Origin of the sequence: Chryseobacterium sp. Leaf180 (assembly GCF_001424585.1) — a bacterium.
Taxonomy (GTDB): Bacteria; Bacteroidota; Bacteroidia; order Flavobacteriales; family Weeksellaceae; genus Chryseobacterium.
On record NZ_LMPJ01000013.1, the window covers coordinates 50,431 to 71,918 of the forward strand.

The window sequence follows — 21,488 nt, forward strand, 5'->3', positions numbered from 1 at the left end:
TTGAAAAAACTACTTCTCTCTCTTGCGATTGCACTTTCGGTGGGGTTTCACGCGCAGAAAAGCGAAATTTTTAAGCTAAAAAAATTTAGGATTGCTGTTCTAAATGATACCATAAAAGAAAGTTCGGGACTCAATTTTTTCGGAAATGATCTTTTTACTTTTAACGACAGTGGAAATCCCGCTGAACTTTTTAAAATCGATCCAAAATCGGGAAAGATTTTAAAAACTTTTAAAGCAAATGCCGAAAACACCGACTGGGAAGCGCTTGCCAACGATGGACAAAACTTTTTCATTGGAGATTTTGGCAACAATGCCGGAAAAAGAACTGATTTAAAAATTTATAAAATTCCTTACGCCGATGGAATTTTAGACAATACTAAGGTTCAGATCTTGCCTTTTTATTATCCCGAACAGAAAGATTTTAACCCACAAAAGATCTCGACAGATTTTGATCTGGAATCGATGATTTATTTGCATGGAAAAATTCACATTTTCACTAAAGAATGGACTTCAAAGACGACAGCGCACTATATTTTAGATCCGGCAAACAGTGAGAATCAGGCAGCGCAAAAGGTTGAAAGTTTTCAGACAAATTTTCTGGTAACCGATGCTTCCTACTTTAATGGAAAACTGTATGTCGTTGGTTACACAAAAAAGACCGAGGTTTTTTTGGATGTTTTTGATGAAACCGAACCCGGAATTTTCTTTAAAAACAGACCTAAACAATTTTATCTGGGAAGTGCACTCGGCGTCGGTCAGATCGAAGGAATCGCGGTAAACGGAAACGGAATTTATATTTCTTCGGAGAAATTTGTCAATCCGGTTAAGAAAACAGCGCCTTATTTATACTTCATTCCGCACGGAAAACTCAAACTGTGATTATTCGTTTAAATCGTACGAAAACGAGTATCTTTGTGTGCAACATATTCAATTATCAGTAAACACCGATTGTGGCAAACATTGTAGAAGAAATCAAGCGTCCCATTAATGAAGAAATAAAACTTTTTGAGCAGAAGTTTTACGAATCAATGCAGAGCCGGGTGGCTTTGCTGGATAAAGTGACGCGCTTCATTGTGACCACAAAAGGTAAGCAGATGCGACCCATGTTTGTGTTTCTCTGCGCAAAACTCATCGGCGAAGTGAATGCCAAAACGTATCGTGGTGCCTCGATGATTGAGCTGATTCATACAGCAACTTTAGTTCATGATGACGTTGTGGATGAAAGTTTTAAAAGACGTAATTTTTTCAGCATCAATGCTTTATGGAAGAACAAAATTGCAGTTTTGGTGGGAGATTTTCTTCTTTCCAAAGCGGTTTTACTTTCTACTGACCATAAAGATTACGATTTGCTTACAGTGATTTCGAGAACGATCAGAGAAATGTCTGAAGGCGAACTTCTGCAGCTTGAAAAGGCCAGAAAACTTGATATTACAGAAGAGGTTTATTTTGAAATCATCCGTCAGAAAACAGCGACGCTGATCGCGGCCTGCTGTGAAATCGGGGCGTTGTCAAATAATGCAGATGAAGATCTTGCGAAAAAAATGTATGATTTCGGAACTTTTACCGGAATGGCTTTTCAGATAAAAGATGATCTTTTTGATTATTTAAGTTCGAATGTGATCGGGAAGCCGGTTGGTATTGACATCAAAGAAAAAAAGATGACTTTACCGCTTATTTATAGTTTGCGGACGGCACGCGAAGATCAGCGGAAATATTATTTTAATACGATAAAACGCTACAATACCGATCAGAAAAGGGTAAAAGAGCTTATTGAGTTTGTGAAAACTTCCGGTGGACTGGATTATGCCATTACGGTGATGAAAGATTTTCAGCAGAAAGCCAAAAATATTCTGGACGAATTCCCAGATTCTGAGGTGAAAAAATCGCTGCACATGATGCTCGATTATGTGATTGAAAGAAAGTTTTAGTCAATTACATTTGTTGTAATAATAATCACGGCAAGCACGATACAACACAACGCGGCTAGAAATAAATAATCGGCTACATTTTCAAATTTTTTCTCGATAATTTTTGTTTTTGATCTGATCGCCATAAATGAAAAGAGGCAACTGCATGCGAATAAAACTCCTGAAATTGCAGAAAATTCATCCAAAGAAGTATGCTGACTCGCATTGCTCACTTTTAATGAGGTGATAATCAATAACGAGAAACCCAGCAAACTGCTGCTGGCGTTGAGAATGTGTGGTGATTTTCTTTTCATAAAAATTCTATTTCCTTTAAATTCGCGGTAAAAATAACGATTGCGATTTTGCTAAAAAACATTATTGAAAATTAAAATTAATCTAAAAATTGTATATTAGCAAAATTACTTCAACTTATAAAACTGACGACATTCAGCTATGCAGACAACTTATATAGAAACGCAGCAGATCTCATTTCAAGACTTTAAAAGCCAAATACTTGAAGATTATAAACTTGGTAGAATCTCGCGCGAAATGTCTTATCTTGGAAGACGTGAAGTGCTTACGGGAAAGGCAAAATTCGGTATTTTCGGGGATGGTAAAGAGCTTCCGCAGCTTGCAATGGCAAAAGTTTTCAGAAACGGAGATTTCCGTTCTGGATATTACCGCGATCAGACTTTTTCTCTGGCCATCGATGCGCTTTCGGTAGAAAGTTTTTTTGCGCAGTTGTACGCCGATACAAGCGTTGAGCGTGAGCCAGCGTCTGCGGGAAGACAGATGAACGGTCACTTTGCGACAAGAAGTTTAAACGAAGACGGCAGCTGGAAAGATCTTACGGCGCAGAAAAACATTTCTTCGGATATCTCTCCGACTGCAGGACAGATGCCAAGATTATTAGGTTTGGCTCAGGCTTCAAAAATCTATAAATCGGTGAAGTTTGAAGGTTCAGAAAAATTCTCAGACAGCGGAAATGAAGTGGCGTTTGGAACGATAGGTGATGCTTCTACAGCAGAAGGTCATTTTTGGGAAACTTTAAACGCTGCATGTGCGCTTCAGGTTCCGATGATTGTTTCGATTTGGGATGATGGCTACGGAATTTCGGTTCCGACGATGAAACAGCGCGCAAAAGCTGATATCTCTGAGATGTTGAGCGGTTTTCAGAGAAAGGAAGGTGAGTTTCAGGGTTGTGAAATTATTCAGGTGAAAGCCTGGGATTATCCGGCTTTACTGGATGCATACGCAAAAGCAGAACATTTTGCAAGAACAGAATCAGTTCCTGTCGTGGTTCATGTTATTGAAGTGACTCAGCCTCAGGGACATTCAACTTCTGGTTCGCACGAAAGATATAAAAATGAAGACCGTCTGGCTTGGGAATCAGATTTTGACGGATTGGTAAAATTTAAAGAATGGGTTTTAAATTATTCCATCGAAATTGAAGGTAAAGAAGAGATTATTGCAACTTCGGAAGAGCTTGAAGCTATTGAAGAGGAAGCGAAAAAAAGCGTAAAGGCCGGACAGAAAACTGCCTGGGAAAACTATCAGAATACCATTACACAGCTGACGAAATCAGTTTTGCCATTAGTAGAAAATCTGAAAAGCCAAAGCGCAGCTATTGAAACGGAAATTGCAACGTTTAACAAACTGGTTTCTAAAGCGAAAAAAGATATTTTCCATTTGGTGAGAAAATCTCTGCTTGCTACAAGAGGTACAAATTCTTCGGAGAGAAGTCAGTTGATGCAGAAATACAATGAGATTTTTGAGGTTGAAAAAGATAATTACTCGTCTCACCTGTATTCTCAGTCTCAATGGAAAGCTGAAAATGTAAAAGAAATTAAACCGGTTTATTCTGATTCTTCTGAAGATGTTGACGGCAGAGTGGTGATCAGAAATAATTTTGACAAAATATTTACAAAATATCCTGAAACTTTGGTTTTTGGTGAAGATGCCGGAAATATCGGTGACGTAAACCAGGGTCTTGAAGGCATGCAGGAAAAATACGGTGAACTTCGTATTGCTGATACCGGAATCCGTGAAGCAACCATTCTCGGACAGGGAATTGGGATGGCAATGAGAGGTTTGAGACCGATTGCTGAAATTCAGTATTTAGATTATATTCTGTACTGTTTGCAGGGAATGAGCGATGATTTGGCAACCGTTCAGTACAGAACTAAAGGCGGTCAGAAAGCTCCTGTAATCATCAGAACAAGAGGTCATAGACTCGAAGGAGTTTGGCATTCAGGTTCGCCAATGGCAGGAATTCTGAATCTGTCTAAAGGGATTTTGGTTTTGGTACCGAGAAACCTGACGATCGCAGCCGGATTTTATAATACAATGCTTCAGAGTGACGATCCAGCCGTGATTGTTGAATGTCTGAACGGATATCGTTTAAAGGAAAAACAACCGGATAACTTGGGTGAATTCACGGTTCCTGTCGGGAAAATTGAAGTGACAAAAGAAGGAAAAGACGTGACTTTGGTAACGTACGGATCGACCTGGAGAATTGTTATGGAAGCAGCAAACGAACTGGAAAAATTGGGAATTTCAGCAGAAGTTATCGACGTGCAGTCGTTAATTCCTTTTGATTTAACGCACGAAATTGCAGAATCTGTGAAGAAAACCAACAGATTGGTGGTTATTGATGAAGACGTAGAAGGTGGAACTTCGGCTTTTATTTTACAGCAGATTATAGAAAAACAAAAGGCGTTCAGATTCTTAGATTCTGATCCGTTGACGATTGCTGCAAACGACCACAGACCAGCGTATGCAAGCGACGGAGATTATTTCTCTAAGCCATCTGCAGACGATATGGTGGAGAAAATTTATGCTTTATTTAATGAAACAAATCCTCAGAAATATCCAGCGATATACTAATAGGAATTTTGATAAAATTGAAACCGCTTTCTTTGGAGAGCGGTTTTTTTGAGGTGTTACTTTTAATCAAATAGAAATTGTAATTTTGATTTCATTTTTTTATTATGTCATCATATATCAAAAAGAGAAACCATGAAATTTATTTTTATTCATCTGCTTTTTCTACTAATTATTAGTTGTAAAGAAGAAAAAAAAGAAGTTTTGTCAGCTGACCATGAAGCTCCTTTAGGTTGGATATATCTTAATATGTATGATGATAAAAGTTTTGAATTTATTTCTCGAGGAATGATGAGAGATGAAGATGTGTACAAGGGAAATTACGAATTAAAAAATGACACTATTTATTTTAAATATTACGATTCCATTCCGAAAGCTGGCTCAAAAGCTATCATTCAGAAGGGTTATGTGAGTTATATTAATGGAAGTTACCCCGAAAGTGTTGGGATTAAACTTTATAAGTTACAGAAAAATTAAACAATAGCCTTCCCAAGTTTATTTCCTTCCAAAACACTTTTACATTCATCTATTTTCTTCGCATCATACACATGGTATTTCGTCTCCCATTCTTCAAGCTGATATAAAATCGGCAAAAGCGCCAAACCTTTCTCGGTCAGCGAATATTCGACTCTAGGCGGAAGTTCTTTAAATTCTTCACGAATAATCAAACCGTCGATGTGCATTTCTCTTAACTGATCGGTCAGTACTTTTCTTGAGATCACATTGATCCGCACGGCGAGTTCGCCAAAACGCAGTTTCCGGTCTTTAATAACCAGCACAATAATAGGTTTCCATTTGCTCCCAAGTGCCGACATCGCCTTGCCAAGCGGACAGCTGTATTTCATGAGTTCGGTTTTCTTCATATCTAAAAATTTTCTGTTACTTTCCAGTAACCGATAAAAGTTACTGATAGGTTACCACTTTTTGAACTGCGAAGATACAAAAACGAACTATTATTAGTTACTTTGTGTAACAATTAAAGTAAATAAAAAATTCTCATGAATACAGAAAGTTTATTCGCACCCTTCAAATACAAAAATTTAGAACTGAAAAACAGATTTGTAATGGCTCCGATGACAAGAGCACAGTCTGATAATGGCGTTCCCACCCAGCAAATCACAGATTATTATGCAAGAAGAGCAGAATCGGAAGTGGGTTTGATCATTTCTGAAGGAACGGTGATCAACCGTCCGGCTTCAAAAAATCTGCAGAATATCCCGGATTTTTACGGAACGGAAGCTTTAAAAGGCTGGAAAAATGTGATCGATGCAGTTCACGAAAATGGAGGAAAGATGGGACCTCAGATCTGGCATGTTGGAGATACGAGAAGTTCGGAAGATTATCCTTTGGTAGAGATGGAAAAAGCCTCTACAATGACCTTGGAAGATATTCAGGATACGGTTGCACAGTTTGCAGCATCAGCGAAATCGGCTAAAGATTTAGGTTTTGACGTTCTGGAAATTCACGGTGCTCACGGCTATCTGATTGACCAGTTTTTCTGGGAAGTAACCAATACAAGAACCGATGAATACGGAGGAAAGACACTTAAAGAAAGAAGCAAATTCGCTGTCGATGTTGTGAAGGCAATCAGAGCGGCCGTAGGCGATGATTTCACGATTATTATCCGTCTTTCTCAATGGAAGCAACAGGATTATAAAGCAAAATTAGCCCAGACACCTGAAGAGATGGAAGAGTGGCTATTACCTTTAAAGGATGCCGGAGTTGATATATTCCACTGTTCGCAAAGACGTTTTTGGGAAGCAGAATTTGAAGGATCAGAACTGAATTTTGCAGGTTGGGCAAAGAAAATTACAGGTCAGCCGACAATTACAGTGGGTTCTGTAGGTTTAAACGGTGATTTTATGGGCGCATTTGCAGGAGAAAATTCGGAAAAAAGTGATCTTGGAGAATTGATCAGAAGGCTGCATAATCAGGAGTTTGATCTGGTTGCCGTTGGCCGTGCTTTGCTGAGCGATCCGCAGTGGGTTCAAAAAATTAAAGAAAATAAAATGTCAGAAATTCACGATTTCTCGGCATCAAGTCTTGCAGTTTTGCATTAAATTTTATCGTTAGATTTCTTACTGGCAGACGCGGTTTTCAGATTTTCTGGAAGCCGCGTTTTGTTTTATTTTAAATGTAAATTCTCTTTTTTTAAATGAAATTAATTTCAGTTATTTTTAAAGAAAGTTTAAACTGTTTCCAACCTTTGAAAAATTTTGTGCATCTATAAAAGTATAAAGCCCGACCATGGAAAAACAATTACTGATAGAATGCCAGCGGAACGACCGCAATGCCCAGCGGAAAGTTTACGAGAAAATGGCGGGCAAGCTGTACTCAGTCTGCAAACGCTATCTGAAAAATGATGAAGACATCGAAGAAGTATTGGCCGATACGTTCTATAAAATTTTCACAAAGCTGAATCAACTTCAGAATCATGAAATTTTCGAAGCCTGGGCAAGAAAAATTGCGGTAAATGAATGTTTGCAGAAGCTTAGAAGTATGAAAGCGATTGAAATTTCTCTGGATGAAGATTTTGTGGAATCTACAGGCTCTCCAACAGACAGTATTTCGTTTGAAAAAGACATTCTGAAGCTGCTGAATTTTCTTCCTGAAGGCTGCAGAGCGATTTTCAATCTGTTTGCGATTGAAGGTTATCCTCACAAAGAAATTGCGACTATGCTTTCCATCAGCGAGGGAACATCAAAATCCCAACTCAATTTTGCGCGGAAAAAACTTCAGGAACTTCTGGTTAATCACAACATTTAAAACTTTTACACAATGGAAAACAATCACAATATAGATAAAAAATTCAATGAGGCTTCTCAGTCTGTGGAAGAACCTGCAACTTTTCCGGGTTTTGATAAGGTTTGGGCAAAAGTTGAAGAAAAATTAGATAAAAAAGAAAATAAAAAGCGAATTGTACCAATCTGGTTTCCTTACGGAATTGCGGCGAGCTTGATTATTGGTTTGGGAGCTTTTTATTTTATTGATAAAAATGATGTTTCTGAAATTAAGAAAACTGTGATGGTTCAGAATACAGTTTCGCCTAAAGAGAATTCAGACATTCAAATAATTGATAGTACGGTAAAATATAATATTGAAAAGGAATTGAGTGTTCAAAAAGAAATTCAGAAACCTGAAGTGATAGCGTATGAATCAATAATTCCTATACCTGTAATTTCTCCAATTTACCATAATGAACAACCATCGCAGCATTCAAATGCTGCAAAAGATCATATAACTTATATGGAACCAGACCATGACGGAGTTTTAGATAAAGATGATGAACATCAAAATATAAGAGAAGTTATTGTTTCGGGAGCTCTTGGGTTAAAGAAAAAAAGTGATGCAACAGTTGGAGCAAATCAGGTCATCGAAAGTACTTCGATAGTTCAAAGCGCCAATCCCAACGCGGTCGGTGCTTTGGCAGGAAGAGCGTCCGGAATTAGAATCAACAATTCAGGCAGAGGAAATGAGAGCAAAGTTGATTTAAATTATATTCAAGGTTCTAAAATCAACCAAATCGTAGGAAACGAAAAAGGCTATTTCGACAGTACGCCCTACAACAACAATGTATTAAATTCCCTCCGTGGAAAAGTTGGCGGTTTAGAAATTAACTCAGGTTTCAATCAGAATATTACAATTCGTGGATCACGGGCTTTATCAGGAGCAAACCAACCTTTGATTATTGTAAATGGCGTTCCTCAAAGTGAAAATTTTTTAAGTAAAATGGATCCCAAAAGTATTGAAAGCGTTCAGATTTTGAAAGATGCTTCTGCGACAGCTTTGTACGGAAGTCGTGCCGCCAACGGAGTTGTCGTTGTGACTACAAAAAAGCTTTCCAGAAGAGAGAAAAAAGCTTTTAAACAACTGCAGAAAGTTCAGGACAGCATCATCCGCGCAAGACAGATAACGCATCAAAATTCTGAAGAATACGATGCTTTCGTAGAAAATCCTTTTGAACTGACAAAAAATCAGTCCGTTTCTACTTTTTCGATTGATGTTGACAAAGCGGCGTATTCTAATATTCGAAGAATGATTAACCATGGAGAATATGTCAATAAAAACGCAGTGAGAATCGAGGAAATGATTAATTATTTTAAATATGATTATCCGCAGCCAAAAAACAATCAGCCGTTTTCAATCAACACAGAATACAGTGATTCTCCCTGGAATTCTAAGCATAAATTATTGAAAATAGGCTTGCAGGGCAAAGAATTACCAATGGAAAAACTGCCGAATTCAAACTTTGTTTTTCTGATCGATGTTTCAGGTTCGATGAATGAACCCAATAAATTGCCTTTACTGAAATCGTCTTTCAAAGTGCTTCTAGATCAGCTACGGCCAACCGATAAAGTAGGAATTGTAGTTTACGCCGGAAGTGCCGGAATGATTTTGCCACCGACTTCAGCTCAAGAGAAAAATAAAATTATTGAAGCTTTAGACAAACTTCAGGCAGGCGGAAGTACGGCAGGCGGACAGGGAATTGAATTAGCGTACAAACTCGCTCAGGAAAATTTCATTAAAGGTGGAAATAACCGTGTCATTATCGCAACTGACGGAGATTTCAACGTCGGAACATCTTCTACGGACGACCTTCAAACCTTGATTGAAGAGAAAAGAAACTCCGGCGTTTTTCTAACCTGTTTAGGTTTCGGAATGGGAAATTTTAAAGACAACCGTATGGAAACTTTATCCAACAAGGGCAACGGAAACTATGCGTATATCGACAATATGCAGCAAGCCAATAAATTCCTACGAAAAGAATTTGCCGGAAGCATGTATGCCATCGCCAAAGACGTTAAAATTCAGATTGAGTTTAACCCTAAATATGTAAAATCATATCGTCTGATTGGCTACGAAAACCGAAAACTTAAGAATGAAGATTTCACCAACGATAAAATTGATGCAGGAGAATTAGGAAGTGGTCACACCGTAACGGCTTTGTATGAAGTCATTCCGACAGATGTGAAATCTGAGTTTTTGCCGAAAGAATCTGATTTAAAATACACCAAAAACACAAATGATGAAAATTTTAATGATGAACTGGCAACCGTAAAATTCAGATATAAAAGACCTGATGGCGATACGAGTTCGGAAATTTTTCAGGTGGTGAAAAATTCTGATGAAAGTTTCTCGTCGGCAAGTAATGATTTTAGATTTGCTTCTGCTGTAGCTTGGTTTGGTTTGGTTTTAAGAAATTCAGATTTAATAAAAAATAAAGATTTGAAGGAGGTTGAAAAACTGGCGAAAAAAGGCAGAGGAAATGATGAGGACGGTTATAGAGCTGAATTTCTGAGACTCATTGAAGCTTACCGAAATATGATTAAATAAATCAATCCTGAAAAGAAATTTCTGCGGAGATTTCTTTTTTTTCTCTCTATTTTTAGACATATTATTCATGATGAAAAAAATCTATCTGTTTCTGCCTTTCATAGCGACAACGTTTTTGTTTGCTCAGAATTCACAGCAGTATTATTCCGGAAATTTTTTAGATAAACACAAGAAACCTAAAGCTTTTCTTAAAGTTTTTAATAAAAATACAGGTGTTTACGAGGAAACCGATGCGGAAGGTTTTGCTATTATTCCTGCACAGGTTTACGATACCTTGGTGTGGAATAATGGTAAGAATATTCAGATTGTTTACGGAGTTCAGGAACTGAAATATATTCTGGAAAGCCGTATTCCAAGAAAATCAGTTGAAGCTGTAAAATCTTTAGATTACGACAGTCTGATTACAAAACCGAAGTCAGATGAGTACAGCATTTCCAAGCCGGATTATTATCTTTCAAAAAACTCTGATTCTTACTTTTACAAAATCCGAAAACTGAAACAGAAGAACGGCGATACATTAAAAATAAAAAAGCAGGAACAGAATAAACTCAGCATCAACGGAAGTTTTAACACTTCTTTTGAGGTAAGAAACCGAAATTCTATTCCACAGACTCAAAACAGATATGTGCAGGGGAGATCTCAGAACGGAAATCTCATCTGGCGGGGTTCGGAGACCAACGAAATATTCAGCTACGGACCGGATATTTCTACACTTGCCTACAGTTTTCTGCCTTATGATTACGATGTCAACGGTCAGTTAATTCCTGTTTCAGGAGGAATGAATTCTGCGAAACCGTATGATAATTCTTTGTTTTCTACGACCGTAGGTTTTCACAATCAACTGCAGGTTAATGCTTTCATAAAATCCGAAGATTACAATGAAAAAGTCCGTCTTTCTTTGGATATGGGACAGCATAAAAATCAAACCTATTTTATCAGTCAGTATGACATCAACAATACATTTAAGGCTAAACTCAATGCGAATGTTTTGAAATTTAAAATTCAGGCACTTTTTGATTTTGATGAAACAAAAGCCACTAATACCAATCGGGCGGCACTTTTTAACCGTGCCTACCAGGAATCTCTGTTAACGCCGGTTTCGTTTTCAAATCAGCAGGGAGGTTTTCTTAATAATGGTCAGCAGAGAAGTTACAGCCAGCTGGGCGATAATCCGGAATTTCTTTTTGCGCAGAACAACAGGTATAATTTCCTTTCCAATCAGAAAAAGTACAGCTTTAATATTTCCAGAATATTTGATGAATTTAATTTTAACATCAATCAGACTTACGAAAATGACAAGTTCAGTAATTTTGATATCTACAAACCTACTACCAACGGTTTTCCAGATGGTTTGATGAATGAAAGGCTTCAGAAAAATGACCTGTACAATGCCAATATTTCTGCCAATTACTCTTTTGGCGACTATGATTTTAGAAGTACATTCAATCTGAATTTTATTTTAAATGAAAGAAAATCTGATGTTTTTCACAGTTCGCAAAACCGAAAATACCTTTACCAAAGAAGTTCGCAGGATTATATCTTTAATTACGATCTTAAATTTGATAACGGTGATTTTGAATTTGGAGTAAATCTTGGAAACTCATTTTACGTATCAAATACTTCTCTGAATAATAAATTCTGGCTTCCAAAAGCCAATGGCTATCTTCAGTTCAACAATATTTTCGACTGGAGAGGCACGCGTCTGAAATTTTTTGGTGCTTACACTACACAGAGTTCGGAACCGGATATTACCAGCTCGTTTTCATCATACGCAACCACGCAGTTTCTGGCTCAAAACGCAAGTCAGTATTTTCCGGTACGGGAGGTTGAAAGTTATAAAAATATCTCAACGGTCGATATTGCAGAATCCAAAGCAGGATTTAATTTCAATATCTACAGCAGATTCAATTTCGGAGCTGAATATTTTTCCAAAAAAATTACAAATGATCTTTTTCCGGTGTTTGAAAATGGCAGTTTGTTACTGAAAAATCTCGCAGATCACACGTACAGCGGCGTTGAACTGAATGCTTCTCACGAGAATTTCAGGATCGCAAAAGATTTAACAATGACGAACCGTGCTTCATTTTATAAATATCGGGATGTCGTTGATAAGGTTGCTTCAGGATACAATAATCTCGCTGTTGCAGGTTTTCAGGATGTTTACAAGACATTGACTGAAGGCGAGGTTTTGGGTGCTGTTGTCGGGAATTATTATGAAACGAATGCTGCCGGAAAAACCCTTATTGATGATTTTGGATTTCCGGTAGCATCAGACAGCAAAAAAATAATCGCAGATCCTACGCCGGATTTTGTGATGAAATTTACTCATACTTTCAACTATAAAATGTTCACGCTCGACATCAACTGGGAATGGAAAAAAGGCGGGCAACTTTGGAACGGAACTCAGGCTGTACTCGATTATTACGGTCGATCAAAGACCTCGGGCGATGACAGAAATCTTAAAAATTATGTTTTTTCGGGAGTTCATGCGAACGGAACTATTAATCAGACTCCGGTTGATTTCTACGATCCCAATCTATCCGTTTTTGAAAACCGCTGGACGAGATATGGTTACACAGGCGTTGCTGAAAGCTATGTGCAAAATGCAGATTATGTAAGAATCAATTCGGTTTCGCTGGGAGCAAAATTTGATGTCGGAAATTTCAGACGAAGTCTGGGAGTTTCTTTGTTTGTTAATAATATCCTGCTGTGGCAGGCCAATTCAGGTGTTGACCCAAGCCAGAATTTTTATGATCTGGACAGCGGTCGTGGTCTGGATTTTTTCAATCTTCCGTCGTACAAAAGTTTCGGATGCTTGGTTTCATTTCAATTTTAAATTATGAAAAGCAGATTTACACTTCATATTTCCTTTCTGATTCTTTTATTGAGCTTTCAATTGAATGCTCAGCAGAAATTCAGCGACTTCAAAAAAGAAAAAACGTACATTCAGACCAATCATGTTTTTTACAAACCTGGTGAGGAAATGTATTTTAAAATATATGTCGTTCAGGCTGAGAATCAACTTCCTGCAGATCAGTCCATGGTGGTGAATTTTGAGTTGACAGATCCCAGCGGAACGGTAGTTAAAAAAGATAAGTACGAAATTACAAACGGTCATGCCGAAGGTTATTATTACTTCGGAAATGACATGAAAGGTGGAATTTACAAGATCAGAGCCTACACCGACTGGATGCAGAATGAAGCAGGAAAAAATGTATTTGAAAAAGAACTTACACTTCAGAAAATTGTTTCGCCAAGAATTTTAATGAAACTTGATTTTCCTAAAAAAGGGTACGGCGCAGGCGATGAGGTTCTGGCTGATTTCTCAATGCGAAGTCTGAGCAATCTTCCGATTCCCTTTTATGAAGCGGCTTTTACGGTAATGCATCAGGGTGAAAAAATTAATGAAGGCACTTTGATTACCGATAAAGAAGGGAAATATCTGCTGAAATTTAAGCTTCCGGATGTTTTAAAATCTTCTGATGCTTTGTTGAATATTAAAGTAGACTTTGATGGTTTTACAGAATCAATTTCGAGAAATATTCCGATTGTTTTGAATAATCTGGATTTAAAATTCATGCCTGAGGGCGGAACCTTCATCAACGGAATTGAGCAGAATGTTGCTTTTAAAGTTTTGGATGAATTTGAAAAACCGGTAGATGCAGTTTTGGGAATTTACAATCAGAATCATCAGAAAATAACGGAAGTTTCAACCTTTAATTTTGGGATGGGAAGTTTTGTTTTTACTCCAAAAAAAGGAGAAATTTATTATGCAAAAGTTTTGAAACCGGAAAATATCGTTCAGATTTATCCATTACCGACAGCGAAAAATGATGGAATTGTTTTAAATCTTAAAAAAGAAAATCAAATCATCAGCTTAAGCATCAATTCAACTTCAGAAAGAAATGTTTTAATCTCAGGAAATTTTCGTGAGAAGGAGGTTTATTCTAAAAATTTAAGTTTAAAAAAAGGTTTAAATCAAATTGAAATTTCAGAAAAGGAACTTCCGATTGGGATTTGCAGATTTACGGTTTCAGAAAATAATATTCCATTGGCAGAAAGAATTGTTTTCGCCAATGAAAATAAACAAATGAAGGTGAAAGTAACTCCGGTAAAAAAGAATTATTCGCCGAGAGAAAAAGCTGTGGTCAATATTGAAACAACCGACGAAAATAACCAACCCATTCCTGCAAACCTTGCTGTAAGCGTTGTTGATGACAAATTATGGACGTATGCTGATGATAAGCAAAATCACATCCAGTCATGGCTTTTGATGGATTCTGAATTGAAAGGTAAAATTGAAAGACCACAGTTTTATTTTGATAAAAAAGAAGAGAAAGCAACGAAAAGTTTAGATTTGGTGATGCTGACGAACGGTTATCGGTATTTTGAAATGATACCGGAAGTAGTAAAATCCGGCAAATACAAATACCTTCCCGAAAAGAAAAACCCGATCTACGGAATCGTAGAAGATGAAAACAAAAAACCTGTTGCGGCAGAAGTGTACCTTTTTAGTGGTAAATCCCTTAAAAAACAAATTACATCAGACAATGGATTATTTTACTTCTCAGACCTTAATGCTGGAGAGGGAAACAGAGTGATTGCAAAGGCCTTGCAGCCAAAAAAAGAAGTGAAAATCAGATTTTTATCCTATAAACTTCAGATCAATCCTTTGGAAAAACAAATTCTGAAAAATATTGACGTTGAAGAGATTATCAAAGACGCTGAGGTTAAAGAAAAGAAGATTTCAATTTCTCAGGGAATCGAAGAAATTATAAAAACGCTTCCAAGTGTTAATAGTAATACTGAAATGAGTGTAGAAGAGGTTATTGTTGTCGGGGCAATAAATAGAAATAACAATTTAACGTCGGCAGTTCAAACTGTCTGGTCTGACGAGATAAATTCTACTAACGTAATTTCTGCAATAGCGGGAAAGGCATCTGGCGTAAGAATTACTGAATCTGCTGTTCCTGGACTTTCCTCGAACTCAATCGTTATTCGTGGAGCAGCAACAATTGGAAGTCAAAATGAACCTTTGTATATTATTGATGGTGTCGTCTCCAATTCTGCTGAACTGAAAACTTTGAATCCAAAAAACATCAACGATATTTCAATATTGAAAGACGTAGCAGCGACATCATTGTATGGAAGCAGTGGAATGTCGGGAGTTGTAATTGTAAACTCAAAAAAATATCAAAACTCTCATCTGAAGTTTGATATTACCCCAAAATCTCCATATACCATTCAAAATATTCTGCGAGACAGTCTCACAAACTACGCATACAGCCGAAATTTTGCCTATCCCGAATACAAAACCACCAATACAAGTTACCGCCATGATTACCGTGAAGCTTTATACTGGAATCCAATCGTAGAAACCGACAAAAACGGAAAAGCTCAGATAGAATTTTATCAGTCTGATGCCAATTCAGCGTTCAGAATTATGACTGAAGGAATTTCTGCAAAAGGCTTGATTGGAAGAGATGAAACCACATATTCAGCCCAAAGTTTGATTTCGATTGATGCTAAAATTCCACAATATCTCACGAGAACTGATAAATTGACAATTCCGGTAGTGATCAAAAATAATTCAGCGGAAACGAAAACTTTGACACTGAATGTCATTGTTCCGAATCATATTAAACTGATTAAAGCTGACAGTTTGATTACACTAAAACCTTTGGAATCCGGAAGATTATTTTTGACGATGCAGACGGATAAACTGATTAATTCTAATATTCAGTTCGCAGTGAAATCCGGAGAATTCAGAGAAACGGTGATTTTACCGTTGAAAGTGGATGAAAAAGGTTTTCCGCATTATTTTTCGATTGTCAACAATAAAAATGAAACTTTTAAAATTAATGTTCCTGAATATATCAACGGAAGTTTCCTTTCATCGTATTATGTGTATCAAAATTCTGCATTGCAAATGTTTGAAGATCTGGAAAGGCTGAAAAAAGAACCTTACGGCTGTTTTGAGCAGCTTTCTTCAACGGTTTATCCCAATATTTTTATCCTTGATTATTTAAAATCGACGAAAAAAATTGATGCTAATACAGAATCCACGGTCATCAGAAATCTGAGAAAAGGTTACTCGAAAATGATTTCCTATAAAAATCAGGATGGCGGCTTTTCTTATTTCGGAGGAAGCGAATCTGATGTCGCTCTGTCTGCTTTCGCCTTGCAGGAATTCAGAGATTTAAAGAAATATGTGAATGTTGATGCAAAATTGATTCAGAATCTCACTTCATTTATCTTATCTAAAAAAGGTGCAAACGGTTTATTTGAAGTGAGAAAAGGGTATGAATTTAAATCTCAGTATTCAGAATATTCGTGGTCGAGAAACATGTATGTTCTGTACGCTTTGTCGAAACTTGGATTTAAAAATGAACTGCTTCAAAACTATGACTACAGTCTGAAAAGAGTTTTGGCAACCAAAGATTCCTATCAGTTGGCATTAATGGCAAATACGGCAAAAAATTTAGATAAAACTGAGGATTATAATGCTTTGATTACCATTTTAAACCAACAGTACGAATCGAAAAATATCAAAAGCAAAACCACATTTACAGGATCCGGAGGGATTTCTGCCAATGCGGAAACGCTTTCCTTGTATATCATGGCGTTGCAAAAAAGCGAATCAGCAAATCAATTGAAAATTGCCGATGCTGCAGACGAATTAATAAACTACAACGGCTATTACGGATTTGGCTCAACTCAGGCAACCGCCTTGGCTTTGGAATCACTCTCCGGTTTCTTTACCAAAAATGAAAAACTGTTCGGAACCGATAAACCGACCGTTAAAGTAAATGGCGCTGTTGTTTCAGACAAAAATATCAGCTTTTCAACTGCATTCAGGAAAGGAGACAATGACCTTACTGTTGAATACCGGAGCAAAAAAGGTTTACCGTTTAAGTTAGATTACCAATACTACACTTTAGAACCTCCGAAAAGCGGGGATATTCCGGTAAGTTTAGATATTCAGCTAAAATCTGAACTTTCAAAAGTGGGAGAGACCAACAGAATGACAGTCACTGTAAAAAATAAAATCAACGGTGATTTACCTATGACCACCGCAAAAATCGGAATTCCTGCAGGTCTGACTCTACAAAACGCTTTGTTGAAAGATATGGTCGATAAAAAGCAGGTTTCTTATTACGAAATATTTGATAACTATCTGGTTTTGTATTGGGAGCACTTTGATGCGAATGAAACGAAAACAATTAATTTAGATTTAAAAGTAGAATTTGCCGGAGAATACACAGGGAAAGCAAGTAATGTCTATCTTTATTACATGCCGGAAGCCAAGTTTTGGATGGAGGGGATTAAAGCGAAGATTGAACCGTAAAAAATATTTTTTTGAATCAATAGGAGAGGGCTTCAGCCCGCTTTCTCTATTACAATCCGCAATGGCTTTAGCCAAAAATTTAAATAGCCAATCATTGTTATCAAAAATTACGTTTAGAATTTCCAATTGGCTATAATCTGTCATGACTGAGAACTTTATATTTCTCTGTTAAGTTTACGCCCTGGTATAACTTATAAAACAATCAAAATTTTAGATTTTTTGTATCACTTTGCGTTAAATTAAGCATAAACGAAAGTAATTTTCACAAGTAAAAAAATTATTCTAAAACAAACTTTCAAAAATTATTGAAAATTCAAAAACTATTATTATATTTGTAATAGAAATTAAATAAAAGTAAAATGAAACTTTCAGAAGCCAAAGAAAAATACATTCAGACTTGGGGAACATTCGCAACGAGTTGGGGAATCAACCGGACGATGGCGCAAGTCCACGCTTTGCTTCTGGCCAACGGAAAACCACTTTCCACCGATGAGGTGATGGAGCTTTTGGAAATTTCAAGGGGCAACGCCAATATGAACCTCCGTGCGTTGATGGATTGGGGAATTGTGAAAAAAGAATTCATCAAAGGCGACAGAAAAGAATATTTCATTGCGGAAAAAGATGTTTGGTTTCTGTTTAAACAAATCACAAAAGAACGTAGGAAACGTGAAATAGAACCTGTCGTAGCATTTTTGGAAGAACTGAAAAATATTGAAGACAATGATTCTGCTGAAGCTAAAGAATTTATCAAACTGATGGAAGATTTCAGCAATGTCACCAGCAAAATCAACAATATTATGGATCTTGCGATTAAAAGTGATGATCACTGGCTGGTCGGAAAGATTACCAATTTACTAAAATAGAAAGGATATCAAAATCCTTTTTTATTTCTATCAAACTTTCAAAAATTACTGAAAATATAATAATTAAAAGATGATTTTATGAAATCGAATGTATTGAAAACAGAAGCTGTAATTCAAACATTAATAAGCTTAGCAGGTCTTATTTATTGTTTAATTCAATATATAAGTGAGGGTGATAAAGGAGCTATTTTTATAGCGCTTTTCTTCATCGGAATTTCAAATCTCCTAGGGTTTTTGATCAGAATCTGTACTGTTGCCAGCATATTTCACAGATATTATTTTTTTGGAGTTCTAACATTTTTCTTCATAGTGATTTTAGTAATTAGGCTTACGGCATATTCTGATAATAATTTTAGTATATATTTCACCTTTGTTGCAGGCTCATTACTTAATATTTATTACGTCTTGTACGGGTTATATGTCAGTAAAAAATGTCAGTAGAAATACATATCCTTTTTTATTTCAAATAAACTTTCGAAACTATTCTAAATAGTATAATCATGAAAAATTTAATCATTCATCTGTTCCTCATTTTTTACTTCGGAGGAAAAACGAAAAGACAGTTATTTTAAAAACTAAAAAGATGAAAACACTTAAAAACCACACCCTTATCTACGACAACGAATGCCCAATGTGTAATATCTATTCACAACGTTTCATAAAATCAGGAATGTTGGACGGTAGTGGAAGAGAAGCTTTTACAGAACTGAGTTTTAAAAATAAAAATCTTATCGATTTCAACCGTGCAAAAAACGAAATCGCATTGGTTGATCACACTAAAAATAAAGTCATTTACGGTTTAGACAGTTTGCTTATCATTATCGGAACTTCATTTCCATTATTAGAGAAAATAGCTAGAATAAAACCATTATACTGGTTTTTCAAAAAGCTATATTCTTTCATCTCTTACAACCGAAAACAGATCATTCCTTCCGCTAACGGAAGTTCGGCTGCAGCATGTATTCCGGATTTCAATTTAAAATACAGATTGGCTTATATCGGTTTTGTTGTGCTGTTTTCTTCTTATGTTTTAAGTATTTTTACTTCTAAATCAGGCTTAGATATAAACCCGAATTTCACACGTGAATTTGCCATTTGTTTAGGTCAGATTATCTGGCAAACTTTATTTTTAAAGCTTTATTTAAAAGGGAAACTTTGGGATTATCTGGGAAATATGATGACGGTTTCTTTGATTGGAACATTACTTTTAATTCCGGGTTTATTTTTAAATCTCAATTCAATATCACCAATAATTTATTTCGGAATTGTCGTTGTTATCATGTTTTTAGAACATTTGAGAAGATGTAAAATCTTACAATTAAATCTCCTTCCGACCATTTCTTGGATGATTTTCAGAATGACAGTTTTAGGAATAATTATTTGGTTAAATTATTAAAAAAATGGAGAGAGAAACCCAACGGGACGATTTACAACAGGATAGGATGTAATCCTGTCACCATAAAAACAAACATAAATAAAATGTCCAAAATTCATTTAACCACGATCATCAATGCCGACATACAAACGGTTTTCGATCTGTCAAGAGACATCGGTCTCCACGAAAAATCTACGTACAAAACAGGCGAAAAAGCAATTGCCGGAAGAACTTCCGGGTTGATTGAATTGGGTGAAACGGTAACCTGGAAAGCAAAACATTTAGGATTTTTGCAAACCCACACCTCACAAATTACTGCGATGATAAAGCCATATCATTTTACAGATATCATGATGAAAGGAACTTTTAAATCTTTTAAGCATCAGCATCTATTCAGACAGGAAGGCAAAAAAACGGTGATGACCGATGTTTTAGAATTCGAATCTCCGTTTGGAATCATCGGAAAAATTTTCAATACATTATTTCTGAAAAACTATATGCAGAACTTTTTGCTCGCAAGAAACAGTCTGATCAAGTCGACTGCTGAGCGATGTATAATTTAAAACAAACAAATACCACCCAAATGAAAATAATCATCGCTGCCGGAACCGGATTCCTAGGGAAAAACCTTGAAAAATATTTTACCGATCAAGGAAATGAAGTTTATATTTTAACAAGAAATCCGAAACGTAAAAACGAAATTCGTTGGGATGCCAAAACTCTGGGCGACTGGAAAAATTCGCTTGAAAACGCGGATGTTTTAATTAATCTCACAGGAAAATCAGTCGATTGTCGATATACCGAGAAAAACAAAAAGGAAATTTACGCTTCAAGAATCGACAGTACAAAAGTTCTTCAACAAGCTGTTGATCAATGTGTCAATAAACCGAAAGTTTGGTTAAATTCAAGTTCAGCAACAATTTACACTCACTCAGAAACACAATTAAACACAGAAGAAAACGGAATTATTGGCGACGATTTTTCAATGAATATCTGTAAAAGCTGGGAGAAAGAATTTTTTACTTTTAATAGTGAAAATATGCGAAAAGTGGCATTACGGACTTCAATCGTTTTAGGAAATAACGGCGGCGCTTTTCCCAAATTAAGATTGATCACAAAATTAGGCTTAGGCGGAAAACAGGGACGAGGAAACCAAAACGTAAGCTGGATTCACATCGACGATTTCTGCAAAGCGATCGAACATATTATTGATCACGAAAATATGTCTGGAGTAATCAATGTAACTGCTCCCAATCCTTTACCCAACGAAGAATTTATGCGAAATCTGAGAAAAGAAATGAAAATTCCATTTGGCTTAAATGCGCCAGTGTGGCAACTGGAAATCGCATCAATTTTTCTCGGAACAGAAACCGAACTGTTGTTAAAAAGCCGAAATGTTTATCCTGAAAAACTCCTCCAGAACGGTTTTACATTCAAGTATCCGACTGTAGAAATGGCTTTCCATGAATTGATTAATCCTTTTTAATACAAACAACGGTGTTTGTGCTCTCCTGCAATTCCATTTTATTTAAAACAGGGTTGTTTGTAATAAAAAAGATTTCCGGTTGATTACAAACAACGGTGTTTGTCCTCTCCGGGAATTCCATTTTATTCAAAACAGATTGTTTGTAATAAAAAAGATTTCCGTTGTATTACAAACAAGGTTGTTTGCCCTTTCCGGCAAAATTTTTAATTTAATTCTTTCAAACCTTAACATCAGTTTATTCTAAATCTGCCAAGTTTTACACCTTTTGTGGTAGAAGATTTCCCGTGAAAGA

Annotated in this window: 15 protein-coding genes; 13 read left to right on the top strand and 2 right to left on the bottom strand. The window is 36.4% G+C overall.

Translation table 11 applies throughout. The features are described 5' to 3' along the window. Positions 1 to 879: a hypothetical protein gene (locus tag ASG01_RS14970; protein WP_055865511.1), complete on the top strand. Its 879-nt coding sequence runs from the start codon at positions 1 to 3 to the stop codon at positions 877 to 879. A gap of 71 nt (positions 880 to 950) precedes the next feature. Continuing rightward, on the top strand, positions 951 to 1,928 hold the full coding sequence (locus ASG01_RS14975; protein ID WP_055865514.1) for a polyprenyl synthetase family protein: 978 nt from the start codon (positions 951 to 953) through the stop codon (positions 1,926 to 1,928). Here ASG01_RS14975 and ASG01_RS14980 read toward each other — a convergent pair. Then, positions 1,925 to 2,221: a hypothetical protein gene (locus ASG01_RS14980; RefSeq protein WP_055865518.1), complete on the bottom strand. Its 297-nt coding sequence runs from the start codon at positions 2,219 to 2,221 to the stop codon at positions 1,925 to 1,927. The genes ASG01_RS14975 and ASG01_RS14980 overlap by 4 nt on opposite strands. A 139-nt stretch (positions 2,222 to 2,360) precedes the next feature. On the opposite strand from ASG01_RS14980, the gene ASG01_RS14985 reads away from it, so the two are divergent. Further along, the gene (locus tag ASG01_RS14985; protein WP_055865522.1) at positions 2,361 to 4,793 is read left to right on the top strand and encodes a transketolase C-terminal domain-containing protein; all 2,433 of its coding nucleotides are present in this window, start codon (positions 2,361 to 2,363) and stop codon (positions 4,791 to 4,793) included. Between the two features lie 132 nt (positions 4,794 to 4,925). Continuing rightward, positions 4,926 to 5,267 (top strand): hypothetical protein, encoded by a 342-nt coding sequence (locus ASG01_RS14990; protein ID WP_055865523.1) that lies wholly within the window; start codon positions 4,926 to 4,928, stop codon positions 5,265 to 5,267. On the opposite strand, the gene ASG01_RS14995 is transcribed toward ASG01_RS14990, so the two are convergent. Further along, the gene (locus ASG01_RS14995) at positions 5,264 to 5,653 is read right to left on the bottom strand and encodes a winged helix-turn-helix transcriptional regulator (protein ID WP_055865527.1); all 390 of its coding nucleotides are present in this window, start codon (positions 5,651 to 5,653) and stop codon (positions 5,264 to 5,266) included. The two genes, ASG01_RS14990 and ASG01_RS14995, sit on opposite strands and share 4 nt — an antisense overlap. A gap of 135 nt (positions 5,654 to 5,788) precedes the next feature. On the opposite strand from ASG01_RS14995, the gene ASG01_RS15000 reads away from it, so the two are divergent. The 9 genes from ASG01_RS15000 to ASG01_RS15040 all read left to right on the top strand — a co-directional run bounded on the left by ASG01_RS15000 (position 5,789) and on the right by ASG01_RS15040 (position 21,196). Next, a complete protein-coding gene (locus tag ASG01_RS15000) occupies positions 5,789 to 6,850 on the top strand; it encodes an NADH:flavin oxidoreductase (RefSeq protein ID WP_055865530.1) in 1,062 nt (353 codons plus the stop codon). A gap of 187 nt (positions 6,851 to 7,037) precedes the next feature. Beyond that, positions 7,038 to 7,556, top strand: coding sequence for an RNA polymerase sigma factor (locus tag ASG01_RS15005; protein WP_055865533.1), 519 nt, complete (start codon positions 7,038 to 7,040; stop codon positions 7,554 to 7,556). Positions 7,557 to 7,568: 12 nt separating this feature from the next. After that, positions 7,569 to 10,124: a vWA domain-containing protein gene (locus tag ASG01_RS15010; RefSeq protein ID WP_055865535.1), complete on the top strand. Its 2,556-nt coding sequence runs from the start codon at positions 7,569 to 7,571 to the stop codon at positions 10,122 to 10,124. A gap of 67 nt (positions 10,125 to 10,191) precedes the next feature. Beyond that, positions 10,192 to 12,960 carry a hypothetical protein gene (locus tag ASG01_RS15015; protein ID WP_055865538.1) on the top strand — a complete coding sequence of 923 codons (2,769 nt, stop codon included), beginning with the start codon at positions 10,192 to 10,194 and terminating at the stop codon, positions 12,958 to 12,960. Between the two features lie 3 nt (positions 12,961 to 12,963). After that, entirely contained in the window at positions 12,964 to 17,472 is a 4,509-nt protein-coding gene (locus ASG01_RS15020; protein ID WP_055865541.1) for a TonB-dependent receptor plug domain-containing protein, read from the top strand. A 359-nt stretch (positions 17,473 to 17,831) separates the two neighbouring features. After that, positions 17,832 to 18,335, top strand: a complete 504-nt coding sequence (locus ASG01_RS15025; RefSeq protein WP_055865544.1) for a GbsR/MarR family transcriptional regulator — start codon at positions 17,832 to 17,834, stop codon at positions 18,333 to 18,335. Between the two features lie 583 nt (positions 18,336 to 18,918). Then, positions 18,919 to 19,731, top strand: a complete 813-nt coding sequence (locus ASG01_RS15030; protein ID WP_131725388.1) for a DCC1-like thiol-disulfide oxidoreductase family protein — start codon at positions 18,919 to 18,921, stop codon at positions 19,729 to 19,731. 83 nt (positions 19,732 to 19,814) lie between these two features. Further along, positions 19,815 to 20,273 carry an SRPBCC family protein gene (locus ASG01_RS15035; protein WP_055865596.1) on the top strand — a complete coding sequence of 153 codons (459 nt, stop codon included), beginning with the start codon at positions 19,815 to 19,817 and terminating at the stop codon, positions 20,271 to 20,273. Positions 20,274 to 20,293: 20 nt separating this feature from the next. After that, positions 20,294 to 21,196: a TIGR01777 family oxidoreductase gene (locus ASG01_RS15040; protein ID WP_117613472.1), complete on the top strand. Its 903-nt coding sequence runs from the start codon at positions 20,294 to 20,296 to the stop codon at positions 21,194 to 21,196. Positions 21,197 to 21,488 lie beyond the last annotated feature (292 nt).